Source organism: Butyrivibrio sp. VCB2001 (assembly GCF_000423965.1).
Lineage (GTDB): Bacteria > Bacillota > Clostridia > Lachnospirales > Lachnospiraceae > Butyrivibrio.
Genome location: NZ_AUIZ01000004.1, coordinates 61,970 through 74,246, shown reverse-complemented (window position 1 = coordinate 74,246; position 12,277 = coordinate 61,970). Strand labels below are relative to the sequence as shown.

Annotated in this window: 10 protein-coding genes; 7 read left to right on the top strand and 3 right to left on the bottom strand. The window is 45.0% G+C overall.

Features of this window, described 5'->3' with window-relative positions; translation table 11 throughout:
* Positions 1–30: 30 nt before the first annotated feature.
* The 3 genes from G589_RS0106475 to G589_RS0106465 are packed head-to-tail and all read left to right on the top strand — an operon-like array spanning position 31 to position 3,542.
* On the top strand, positions 31–1,221 hold the full coding sequence (locus tag G589_RS0106475; protein WP_026521513.1) for a DUF362 domain-containing protein: 1,191 nt from the start codon (positions 31–33) through the stop codon (positions 1,219–1,221).
* A gap of 6 nt (positions 1,222–1,227) precedes the next feature.
* The gene (locus tag G589_RS19105; protein ID WP_051192221.1) at positions 1,228–2,151 is read left to right on the top strand and encodes a leucine-rich repeat protein; all 924 of its coding nucleotides are present in this window, start codon (positions 1,228–1,230) and stop codon (positions 2,149–2,151) included.
* Positions 2,152–2,180: 29 nt separating this feature from the next.
* A complete protein-coding gene (locus G589_RS0106465; RefSeq protein WP_026521512.1) occupies positions 2,181–3,542 on the top strand; it encodes a sodium-dependent transporter in 1,362 nt (453 codons plus the stop codon).
* 140 nt (positions 3,543–3,682) lie between these two features.
* Here the strand turns inward: G589_RS0106465 and G589_RS0106460 are convergent, their stop codons facing one another.
* Positions 3,683–4,552 carry a DegV family protein gene (locus G589_RS0106460; protein WP_035775540.1) on the bottom strand — a complete coding sequence of 290 codons (870 nt, stop codon included), beginning with the start codon at positions 4,550–4,552 and terminating at the stop codon, positions 3,683–3,685.
* 100 nt (positions 4,553–4,652) lie between these two features.
* Here G589_RS0106460 and G589_RS0106455 point away from each other — a divergent pair, with 100 nt between their 5' ends.
* The 4 genes from G589_RS0106455 to G589_RS0106435 all read left to right on the top strand — a co-directional run bounded on the left by G589_RS0106455 (position 4,653) and on the right by G589_RS0106435 (position 9,297).
* A complete protein-coding gene (locus G589_RS0106455) occupies positions 4,653–6,074 on the top strand; it encodes a vWA domain-containing protein (protein ID WP_035775538.1) in 1,422 nt (473 codons plus the stop codon).
* A 43-nt stretch (positions 6,075–6,117) separates the two neighbouring features.
* Positions 6,118–7,659, top strand: a complete 1,542-nt coding sequence (locus G589_RS0106450) for an ATP-binding protein (RefSeq protein WP_026521509.1) — start codon at positions 6,118–6,120, stop codon at positions 7,657–7,659.
* Positions 7,660–8,360: 701 nt separating this feature from the next.
* On the top strand, positions 8,361–9,071 hold the full coding sequence (locus tag G589_RS0106440) for a hypothetical protein (RefSeq protein ID WP_026521508.1): 711 nt from the start codon (positions 8,361–8,363) through the stop codon (positions 9,069–9,071).
* A 10-nt stretch (positions 9,072–9,081) separates the two neighbouring features.
* Entirely contained in the window at positions 9,082–9,297 is a 216-nt protein-coding gene (locus G589_RS0106435; RefSeq protein WP_026521507.1) for a helix-turn-helix domain-containing protein, read from the top strand.
* Positions 9,298–9,363: 66 nt separating this feature from the next.
* Here the strand turns inward: G589_RS0106435 and G589_RS0106430 are convergent, their stop codons facing one another.
* Together G589_RS0106430 and G589_RS0106425 are read right to left on the bottom strand one after the other, a co-directional pair.
* Positions 9,364–11,358 carry a 2-isopropylmalate synthase gene (locus G589_RS0106430; RefSeq protein WP_022768584.1) on the bottom strand — a complete coding sequence of 665 codons (1,995 nt, stop codon included), beginning with the start codon at positions 11,356–11,358 and terminating at the stop codon, positions 9,364–9,366.
* Positions 11,359–11,625: 267 nt separating this feature from the next.
* Complete coding sequence (locus G589_RS0106425) at positions 11,626–12,243, bottom strand: L,D-transpeptidase (RefSeq protein ID WP_026521506.1); 618 nt, start codon at positions 12,241–12,243, stop codon at positions 11,626–11,628.
* Between the last annotated feature and the right edge of the window lie 34 nt (positions 12,244–12,277).

The window sequence follows — 12,277 nt, the reverse complement described above, 5'->3', positions numbered from 1 at the left end:
AGCTGATTTGAAATGATTGGAGCTGTATAAATGGGTAGTTTTGAACCGGTATCACTACTTAAGTGTGAGACATATGAATACAGTGAAGTTAGAAAGGCTCTTGAAAAGAGCCTTTCTTTTATTCATGGGCTTGATTTTGTCAGGGAAGGCATGAAGGTTGGCATCAAGGCCAATCTTGTCACCGGAATGGCACCTGAAAAGGCTGTTACAACACACCCGATATTGATCAAAGTAGTGTGTGATATGTTAACAGAAAAAGGAGCATCGGTTGTTATTGGTGACAGCCCCGGAGGCCTGTATACATCAGCGTTTTTGAAAGGCGTTTATAAGAACTGCGGACTTCTTGAGCTGGAGAGTGACAAGGTTAAACTCAACGATGACTTTACTGTTAAGGATGCGGAGTTTCCAGATGCTGTTTCCATCAAGAACTTCATCTATACCGGCTGGCTTGATGAGTGCGATGCGATAATCAATATCTCCAAACTCAAGACCCATGCAATGATGGGCATGAGCTGCGCCGTCAAGAACATGTTCGGTACGATACCCGGAACCACCAAGCCTGAGTACCACATGAGATTTCCTGTGGAGAAGGCCTTTGCCAATGTAATGGTGGACCTCAACGAGTTCTTTAAACCTGCGCTCTATATTGTTGACGGAATCGACGGTATGGAGGGCAACGGCCCTACAGCCGGGGAAAAGAGACATGTAGGAGTTCTGCTCTCGTCTAAGAGGCCTTATGCTCTTGATATGGTCTGCGCCGACATCATCGGAATGACTATGAATGATGTGGCAACCATAGGAGCTGCCTATGAGAGAGGCCTTGGGCCCAAGGATATAAACGAGGTGGAAGTGCTTGGCGATATAAAGCTGCCTGATGTGAGGGTTGCTGATTTTAAAAGAGCTACCGAGCACCAGAGCATTACCTTTGAGGGAAACGGGGCATTTAATGCTGTTAAGGCATTTGCCGTTAAGATTGCGTTCAGTTCCAAGCCTCAGGTTAAAAAGAATGAGTGCATAGGTTGCAAGAAGTGCTTTGAGACCTGCCCTGCTTCTGCAATAACTATGGTTAATGCAGAGAATAAAAACGGCAAGAACGGCAAGGTTCCGCAGATAGACAGAAGTAAGTGCATCAAGTGCTTCTGCTGTCAGGAGTTCTGCCCGGTAGGTGCTATGAAGGTCAAGAATAACGCCCTTGGCAGACTTGTTAAGAAGATAGGTTAAATCTGTATGTTCACGTATGAGATTAAGTCTGATAAAAAAGATGAACATAAGTATATAGAGATTACGGGCTACGAGGGAAGCGTAGCCCATCTTAATGTTCCCAAGGAAATTGACGGGATCAGTGTTGAGGCTATCGGCAATCACTCTTTTTCCGGAAGAAGTGACCTTGTCAGTGTTTTACTACCCGAGAGCATAAGGACTCTTTACGGATTTGCGTTTCATAACTGCAGAAATTTAAAAAAGATTTCTCTGTATGACAGCATCGATGATTACTACGACGGAGTCTGCAGGCAGTGCGACAGCTTAAAAGACATTGAGATCGTTTTAAACCGTGGGTGGTTCGAGGTTGTCAGAAACTTCCTTGCGGATTATGATGGTAATCTACGCTTTATGCTGACTCTCCCTGATGGAGAAAAAGCGCTTCTTACGTTCCCTGGGTATGTCTACGACTTTAACGAGAATACAATGGCCAGGACCATTCAGTTCTCGATAGCAGGTTCGGGGATGTTTTACAGGGAGTGCGTAGACAGACGCTCTATGGATTACCGCGGCTATGACAGGCTCTTTGAGAAGGCGCTTATTGATGGTAACGCGGTTTCCGAGGATATTGCCATCGGAAGACTGTTGTACCCGGTAGAGCTTTCTGAGAACTTCAGGGACATGTACGAGAGTTATATCAGTAAGAACTCTAAGTCTATATTGCTACGGCTTGTGGAGATGGCTGAGAGCGAGCCGGAGACTGTAGAGGTGATAAAAGCTCTTTTGACCTATAAAAAGAATTCTCCGGGCAGCAGTTCATTGCTCGATGGGGATAGCGTTGATAAGGCGATCAAAGTGACTGCTGATAAGAAGATGGCTCTTTTGTCAGCGGTTCTTATGGAGTCAGCAAAAGATAAAGCCGGTGCAGCGCCGGACGTATTTGAGTTTTAAATTTTACATTAGAAAGATTGGATTTTTTTATGGAAAATAAACAGCGTGAGGGCTTCGGCTCAAGACTTGGATTTTTGCTTGTTAGTGCAGGCTGTGCGATAGGAATCGGAAATGTCTGGAAGTTTCCGTATGTTGCGGGAGAAAACGGCGGAGGAGTGTTTGTAATGTTCTACCTCCTGTTCCTTCTCATCATGGGAATTCCCGTTATGTCAATGGAGCTCGCCATAGGAAGAGCCAGTGGAAGGACACTTGTAGGCGCGTACAAAAAGCTTGAAAGAAAGGGCAGTAAATGGCACATCCACGGATGGACATCAATGATTGGATGTTATCTTCTGATGATGTACTACACCACAGTTTCCGGCTGGATGATGAATTACTGCTACAAGTTCATGATAGGGGATTTCAGGGATCTTGGTGAGGGAGAGGTTTCACAGGTATTTGATAACCTGCTTAATAGCCCTATTGAGATGGGAATCTTTACAATGATAACCATTATTCTGGGATTTCTTGTATTGTCATTCGGTGTTCAGGGCGGTCTTGAGAAGGTAAACAAGGTCATGATGTTAGGACTCCTTGTACTGATTTTCGTTCTTGCGGGAAACAGCCTTACCCTCAGCGGAGCAGCACAGGGAATGAAGTTCTTCCTTCTTCCTGATTTTGAACAGGCAAGGCAGGTTGGAATTAAGAACGTGATAACAGCAGCTATGAATCAGGCGTTCTTCACCTTGAGCGTTGGTATGGGCTCAATAGAAATCTTCGGAAGTTATATGTCCAAGGAAAAGACACTTCTGGGAGAGGCAGGAAGGATCGCTATCCTTGACACCTTGGTTGCCATAGTGTCAGGTATCATCATTTTCCCTGCATGCTTTAGCTTTGGAGTTGCACCTGAGCAGGGACCGTCACTTATATTTGTGACTCTGCCAAACATTTTCATCGGAATGCCACTTGGTATGGTCTGGGGAACACTGTTCTTTGTGTTTATGTCTTTTGCAAGCTTCTCAACCGTAACGGCTGTTTTCGAAAACCTGGTTGCATGCATTACCGATAACTTTGGAATTGACAGATGGAAAGCAATTGTTTTCAATTGCATCTTCATGATATTTGCCAGCCTTCCATGCGTCCTTGGATTCAACAAATGGAGCGGCATAAATTTCTTTGGCAAAGGAAATGTTCTTGATTTTGAGGACTTTATCGTAAGTAATCTGATGCTCCCTATCGGATCACTTATCTTTGTAATATTCTGCGTATTCAGCTTTGGTTGGGGATTTGATAATTTCCGTCAGGAAGTCAACGACGGAGAGGGCTTAAGAATGCCAAGGGCACTTAGACCTTATCTTAGATTTGTATTGCCGATAATGATACTTGTGATCATTGTCAGAGGATTGATGTAAGAAAAGTGAGTCAGTGGGGACGGTTCTCTTGGGGAGTCAGTGGGGACGGTTCTCTTTGACTCATTTTGCTTTGCAAAACGAGTCAAAGAGAACCGTCCCCACTGACTCCCCAAGAGAACCGTCCCCACTGACTCACTTTTTTATCTTTCTTTACCGTAGAAGAACAGTCCGAGCATTCCGGGACCAACGTGTGAGCCGGAGAAGGGCTCGTGCATAGCGATAGTGATTGGAACATTCGGAACAATCTCTTTTACCATCTTCTCAAGTGTCCTGGCATCCTCAAGGCAGTCGCCGTGGGAGATGCAGATATGCTGATCCGGAGTATCCATTACCTTTTCTTTGAATTTCTTGACCAGAGCACTGATTGCCTGGCTTCTTCCTCTTACTTTACCGCAGGTTACGATGTGACCTGTGCTGTCTCCGTAGAGAATAGGCTTGATGTTGAGAACAGTACCGATACTTGCTGCAACACCGCTTACACGGCCGGTTCTCTTAAGGAAGTTAAGATCATCGACAGTGAAGTACTGACAGGTGTGAGGTACAGCATCATCCACAATTGCTGCAGCCTCTTTTACATCGACACCGTCTTTGGCAAGTGCAGCTGCCTTAACAGCGAGCAGACCGTTTCCAAAACCACAGCCGTGTGAATCAACGATATGGATAAAACGTCCCGGGAACTCCTCCATAAGTTCATCTGCTGCAATCTTGGCAGCGTTGTAGGTTCCGCTGATGCCTGAGCTCATGGAAACATAAATGATATCGTTTCCCTGCTCGAGCTCGGGACGAAAATGTGTCTCAAAGAGGTGAGTGTTTAAAAGAGATGTTTTTGCAACCTTGCCGGAGCGAAGCTGATCATAAAACGACTTGCCATCAAAATGATCTACATCTCCAAGATAAACCTGTGGTACATCCTCCATTAAGTATTCATCAGGAATCAGTTTGATCCCCTCAAGCATTTCCTGCGGAAGATTTGCACAGCCATCTGCAAATACAACAAAACTATAGCCCATAATAATCCCCATTTCTTTTGATTAATTCTCATCGAATATATAGTATTATAATGCATAGGAGCTTATTATAACACCAAAAAGTCTTAAAAACGGTATAAAAATGGCAGATAGAGATGTAAGTCTTCGGGAAAACCTTGAACAGACAGGGAAAAGCGTCCTCGGAGCCTCAAGAACAGAACTTTATATAGATATGCGATTCATGGCATCAAGCCTATCAAGCCTTGGCTATGAGATGGATCTTTCCACCACAAGTATTGGCACGGATGCAGTAAACATCAGGTTTAATCCGACTTACGTGCTAAGGCTCTTTGTGGAGGAGCCGGGCAAGCTCAACAGGACCTATGTCCACATGCTGCTTCACTGCATATTTAAGCATATGTATTACTCAAAAACTTATGAGGATGTGCGGCTCTATGATCTCTGCGCCGACATCGTGGTGGAGTCGATCCTGGATAGCCTTGATTATCAGTGCATTTATCGGGTGACATCAGACTATCGCGACAGGTGGTATGCTCTTTTGGAAAAAGAGCTAAAGGTCCTCACTGTACAAAAACTCTACCGGTACTTCTCTGATCCTGCGCACGAACTTGAAGAGAGGGAATATGAGAAATTAGAGAGGGAGTTTAAGCTTGACGACCATAGCTTCTGGCTGCGCCTTTCGGAAGATGAGCCTGATCAGGAAAAAGATAAACCGCCTTTGGATGACGATATGGACTCGCCTGAGGGTAAGCCTGATGATACTCAGGATAATACACCTAAAAAAGAAAAGTACATTAACCCCAGACGTCTTAAGCAGATAGAGAGAAAAGAAAAGGACTGGGATAAGGAAGCAAAGCGCCTTCAGACTGAGATAGAGACCATAGGGAAAAATGCAAGCGACAGGCTTGGAAAGCTGGACTGGGTACTTAAGTTTGAAAATACCTCCCGCACGGATTACAGAGAGTTTTTGCGGCGCTTTAAGGTGCTGAGGGAAGAAGGCGGAATCGACATGGACAGCTTCGATTACGGAATGTACTCTTTTGGCCTTGACCACTATGGCAATATGCCTCTTATCGAGGAGAATGAGTTCAGGGAGGTCAAGAAGATACAGGAGCTGGTCATTGCCATAGACACCTCCGCTTCCTGCAAGGAGACAACAGTCCAGCAGTTTTTGAATGAGACAGCAGCTCTTTTGCTGACAGGAGACAGCTTTTTTCAGAGGATAAAAATAGTTATCATAGAATGTGACGATCAGGTGCAGAGAATCGAGAATATAACTTCTGTCGATGATATGAAGAAATATTCCGAAGGCATACATGTTGAAGGCGGCTATGGAACGGATTTCAGGCCTGTGTTCGAGAAGGTTGAAGAGCTTAGGAAAAACGGGGACTTTGAAAATCTGAAGGGCCTCATCTATTTTACCGATGGCTACGGAACATTTCCGGAGACACCGACCGGGTACGATACAGCTTTCGTGTTTGTGGAAGATTCGGATTATGATGATGAAAACGTTCCGGACTGGGCGTATAAACTGTACGTATGAAAAGATCTTTTGACATAAAAGACAGATAGAAGAAGGGAAAGACATGAATATAAATCAGGCAAAAGAAGAAGTTAAGAACGCAGTCAGGGTCTATCTTCAAAAGGACGAAGCCGGGCAGTACGAGATACCGGTTGAGAGGCAAAGGCCCATCCTTTTGATGGGGCCTCCCGGAATCGGTAAGACTGCCATCATGGAGCAGATCGCTCACGAGCTTTCGGTGAATCTTGTGGCGTATACCATAACTCATCACACCAGGCAGAGTGCCATCGGACTTCCCATGATCTCTGAGAAGGAGTTTGGAGGAAAGATGTATTCCGTTACCGAGTACACCATGAGTGAGATAATAGGCGCTGTGTATGAGCAGATTGAAAAGAGTGGAGTGCAGGAGGGAATTCTTTTCCTGGATGAGATAAACTGCGTATCCGAGACACTTGCGCCCACCATGCTCCAGTTCCTGCAGTATAAGACCTTTGGAAGTCACAGGCTTCCTGACGGCTTTGTTATCGTGACCGCCGGAAATCCGCCTCAGTACAACAAGTCCGTAAGGGACTTCGATATAGTTACGTTGGACCGTGTAAGGCAGATCAATATCGAAGAGGATTTCGATGCCTGGAAGGACTATGCTTACAAGGCTTCGGTCCACGGAGCCATCATGGCTTATCTCGAGATCAAGAAGGACAATTTCTACAGCATAAAGACGGATCTTGAGGGAAGGAGCTTTGTTACCGCCCGTGGCTGGGAAGACCTTTCGAGGACCATGAAGGTCAGCGAAAAACTTGGAATCCCGATTGATGAGAACCTTACAGCCCAGTATCTTCAGAACAAAGAGATCGCAAGGGATTTTGCAACTTACTATGAGCTGTACCAGCGCTACAATGAGCTCTACAAGATTCCGGAGATTCTGGAAGGAAGATTTCCTGAGGATAAAGAGAGCATCAGGAAAGGCTCTTTTGACGAAAAACTCAGTATCATAGGCCTTCTTACAGACAGACTCATGGAGGAATTCAGGAGCTATGGCAAGGAGCAGGCAGTTCAGAAGATTTTGTTTGATACTATCAAAGAGTTTGGTGCTTTCTCAGAGGATGAGGAGTCCAAAAAGGCAAACGCAAACAGATGGTATAAGGACCGCATCGGAGTCATGGAGCTTAAGCTTGATAATGACAGAGAAGCCGGAATGGTCAGCCACGAGGATGAGCGCATAAGGGCACTGGCCATAAGCGCCCTGGAAGACCTTGTATCATACCTGACCTCCAACATGGGACCTACCCCTGAGGTTACAAGCGCCTTTGTGCTTTCGAAGAACTGGTTTACCAAGAGAGAAAATGTCCGCCAGGAGAACATCAGAGTGACAGGAGAGCACCTCACTAACAGCTTCAGGTTCCTGGAGGAGACTTTCGGAGATAAGGAGTCCCTGACCGGCAGCCAGGAGATGGTCATCTTTCTCACAGAGCTCTCAAGCGCTTATCACAGCCTCAAGTTCGTCAGGGAAACCGGAAACGATGCGTACTACGAATACAATAAACTTTTGCTCCTCTCAGACCGGAAATCCGAACTGAAGGAGATCGCAGAAAGCCTCATCTTTTGAGGCTTTCTTTTTTTGAGCCCTAGGGACGGAGTCAAGGGCTCATTTTTGATCCCCGGGGACGGAGTCAAGGGCTCATTTTTACGTCACAAGTAGCTGATTCTTTAAACGATGGTTGGAAACGTAATTCCGACCGCCCCACAACTTACTTCTATATGAAAAATAGTTGGAAATTCCAAAATGCTTCCATCGGTCAGAAGATTATATTTGCCCAGAACTACATCACACGACACCAACAGGCCGGGCAATGGTATGTAGGAAAAGAGTTAGGCATCAAATTTTTAATGCCATGGCTTTCAAAAGAGTTTGTAATTTCCAACTAATTTTTCATAGGACAATTTCTGTGATGCAATAAAAAAATCGATTCATACCAACACAGCAATATATTATGTCATGTGATGCTATGTGATGTGACGCATGTAATCCATGCTATTTGGCCCTCCAAAATGAGCCCTGGGGACGGAGTCAGTGGTTCATTTTTGGCCCCTGGGGACGGGGCAAGGAACCATTTTTTCGCATAATATATAAAAATTAACGATAAACATTAAAAAATAATTGACAAAGGATAAAATGGATTGTAATATGTATTTAACGATAAACATTAAAAATTAAATGTTTTCGTTAACCCCGGGACAGAGATATAAAACAGCAAAATAACAAAACAGCAAATCACAGTATATAACACAACATCAGGAGGAAATGAAATGAACAAGGAAAATGCAATCAGCAAGATAAACAGCATCGGTAAGGCAGGAAGGATCCTCAGCAAGATAGCAATGATCGCTCTTGAGATCGGATGCGTAGCAATGATAGTGAGCGGAATAATGTTCCTTACAATTCCCAAGGAAGATTTCGTATTTAAGATGAATGATGAAGCAACACTCACCGTTAACCTGGATTCCAAGATGATCGGCTCACTTACATCAGCAAGTAAAGACGCTGAATCCGGTAACCTTCCACAGGGTTCTACATCAATCAACGGAATCAACTATTCTTTCGAAGATGTGACCTTTGACCAGAATGGCAAGATAGCTACTTTTGAGCTTCAGGGTGACGGAGCAACCATTACAAGTGGCAGAATAGCAGCAATATGCTTCGTGGCAGCAGTATTTATGGCAATCAACGCACTTCTTTTCTGCTACGTAGGCAGGCTCTGCAAGTCACTGGAAACCTGCAATTCACCTTTTGAGGAAGGCATCATAAAGGGCATGAAGAACTGTGCATGGGTACTGATTCCCTGGTGCGTTTTAGGCGGCGCATTTGAGAGCTTTATGGCTACAGCATTTACAAGCAACATCAGAACAGGCTTTAACATCGATATCCCAACTGTTATCGTGATCCTGCTCCTCTTCGGACTTGCATATGTATTTAAGTATGGTGCAGTTCTTCAGACAGAGTCTGACGAGACACTTTAAGGAGGCGCTTATGGGTAAAATAGTACTTAGACTGGATCGTGTGATGGCAGATCGCAAGATGAGCCTTAACGAGCTCTCTGAAAAGGTCGGTGTCAGCAACGTTAATCTCTCCAAGATAAAGACCGGAAAGATAAGCGCCGTGCGCTTTTCAACCCTGGAGGCCATCTGTGAAGTCCTTGACTGTCAGCCGGGAGATATCCTGGAATATGACAAAAACCTTGAATAAAAATAAAACAGAGACAGTAGGGAATAATAAAATCCCCGCTGTCTCTGCTCATTTATTCCTTTAATTTTATCTACTGCTACTTCTGTACTGTACAGGAGTCATTCCGTATTTTTTCTTAAAGAGCCTGTTGAAGTGCTCAACGTTCTGATAGCCTGCTGCCTCAGCAACCTTCTCAACCTTCATGTTTCCGTTCCTAAGGAGTGTGCTGGCCTTGTTGAGTCTTATTCTCTTTACGTTCTCTCCAAAGGTCATGCCTGACTTCTCCTTGATGTACTTGGAGAGGTATGGCTTTGAAAGATAGAACTGGCTTGAGAGATCATCCAGAGTTACTGTCAGGTAGTTCTCCTGAATGTAGTTGATGATGGAGTTGATCCTCTCGTCCTTGCTGTTCTTGATGCTTCTTACTGCATCAATCTGGTTTACTGCAATTACCAAAGCTCCGATTGATGACTTGATGATATCCTCGTCAATTCCTACGCCCCAGTACTTCTGGCCGTTGTAGGTAATTCCAACGTAGGAGCAGGCCTTTGAGGATGAACCTCTTGAAAGAGCGTGCTCTTCGTAGGTTGAGAGCTCGTAGCTGATGTTGAAGTACTGCTTGATGGCATTACTTACAGCATCGAGACGTCCGTTTCCGTTAGCCTCTACGATGTGATCCTTGTCTGCGTGAGAGATTGTAACCTCAGCAAGAATACCGTCTATCTGCTTAAAGTGTACTTCAGGAATCCTGAATACATTGTCGTTGTGTACGTATTTATCCTCAAATATCTGATAGATTCTTGCAGGTGAAAGCTCAGCATGCTCTCTGTCTGAGATATCCTTGATGGTGTAGCTGATGTCTGCCTGCATTTCCTTTGGAACCATCATGCCGTAGTTGGTCTTGAGGATGTAGCTTACGCCGCCCTTTCCGGACTGGCTGTTGATCCTGATAACGTCTCCGTCGTACTCTCTTCCAAGGTCCTTGGGGTCAACGGGAAGATAAGGTACTGACCAGATTCCCTTGTCCTTCTTCTGATCATGCCAGGAGAAGCCCTTTGAAATAGCATCCTGGTGTGAGCCTGAGAAAGCTGTAAATACCAGCTGTCCTGCATAGGGCTGTCTCTCGTAGATGCGCATTCTTGTAAGTCTCTCGTAGGTCTCGCCCACTTCCATGATATGTGAGAAATCAAGTCCCGGATCTACGCCGTGTGAGTACATGTTGATGGCAAGTGTAACGATATCAACATTTCCGGTTCTCTCGCCGTTTCCAAAGAGTGTACCCTCGATTCTGTCAGCTCCTGCAAGGCATCCAAGCTCTGCATCGCTCACGCCCGATCCTCTGTCATTGTGAGGGTGAAGTGAGAGTGTTACTGCCTCGCGGTGCTTTAAGTTCTTGCTTATGTATTCAACCTGAGTTGCAAATACGTGAGGCATTGCGATCTCAACGGTTGTAGGGATGTTGATGATGACTTTGTTCTTCTTGGTTGGCTTCCAAACATCAAGGACAGCGTTGCAGACTTCAACCGCATAGTCTACTTCTGTGCCCGGGAAGCTCTCTGGTGAGTATTCAAAAGAGAAATTGCCGTTGGTTTCCTTTGCCAGCTTATCAAGGAGTTTAGCTCCCTCTACCGCGATCTTCTTAACTTCTTCCTTACTCTTTTTGAACACCTGCTCACGCTGAGCTACGGATGTTGAATTGTAAAGATGGATGATGGCTTTTGGAGCACCCTTAACGGCTTCAAAAGTTCTTTTGATAATGTGCTCTCTTGCCTGGGTGAGAACCTGAACCGTAACATCGTCAGGGATCATGTTCTTCTCTATAAGAGTTCTTGCAAATTCAAACTCAGTCTCTGAAGCTGCCGGGAAGCCGATCTCGATCTCTTTAAAACCAAGGTTAACCAGCATGGTAAAGAACTCAAGCTTCTCATCAAGGCTCATGGGCTCTATAAGGGCCTGGTTACCATCACGAAGATCTACGCTGCACCAAATGGGTGGGTGATCCAGATAGTCCTTCTTAACCCAGTCAAAAGTAGGCTTGGGTGGCATAAAATACTGACGCTGGTACTTCTCAACATTCTTCATAACTGTGCTCCTCTTTCTGTCATTCATTTGCTAAATCTTGATTTATTTTCACCTGCAGCATTAAATATATCGGGTTAAATTTGATATATATTATGTTAAAAGTGTAAATTTTAATCAATTTAGCTGATGGATATTATCATAGCACAATTATGTACAATTACATCATGGTGAAATTAATCACTTTTCTTGATATATTTTAATAAAATGAGTCAAACTGAAACGTCCCCAGTGTCTCATTATGAGACAACGGGGACGTTTCACTTCGACTCATTCATCTTTATGAACTATTACGACAGTTCCGACGGTGACCATATTAAAGAGCTCCTCTGCCTTGTCGTGTGGCAGATTTACGCATCCGTGTGAGCCGTTGGTCTTATAGATGTTTCCTCCGAACTTGCGCCTCCAGGTGGCGTCATGCAGTCCGCAGCCGCCTCTTGAAAAGGGCATCCAGTAGTCAACCCAGTTGTGCCAGGTAGGACCGGTCAGATAGGTTCCGGCGACGTGGCCATATACTGCGAAAACTCCGGTGGGAGTGCTCCTTTGTTTACTGACATCTCCGGATACACAGTCGCTTTCCCAGACGGGTGTGCCGTCCAGAATATAGGTTACATGCTGGGTTGTGAGGTTGACGTCAATATAGGTATTAAGCGGGGTTCCGGCTGCTTCCTCCGCAGCGTTCTGAAATCTTCCCTCACCGATCCCGAAGGTCAGATAATGATTTATCAGAGCCGACTGGCTTGTTCCTACAGCTGCTGCCACATCCGGGTATCTCTCGGCGTAGTAGACGGGATCAAACCCACTGGCCATAGCCTGCATAGGGAAAAGAATGATCGCAATCGCTGCCATTATACAGCTAAGTGCCAGGCAAAAGAATCTTTTCTTCATTGTTCATGCTCCTGTTGAATATATAAAATTAAGC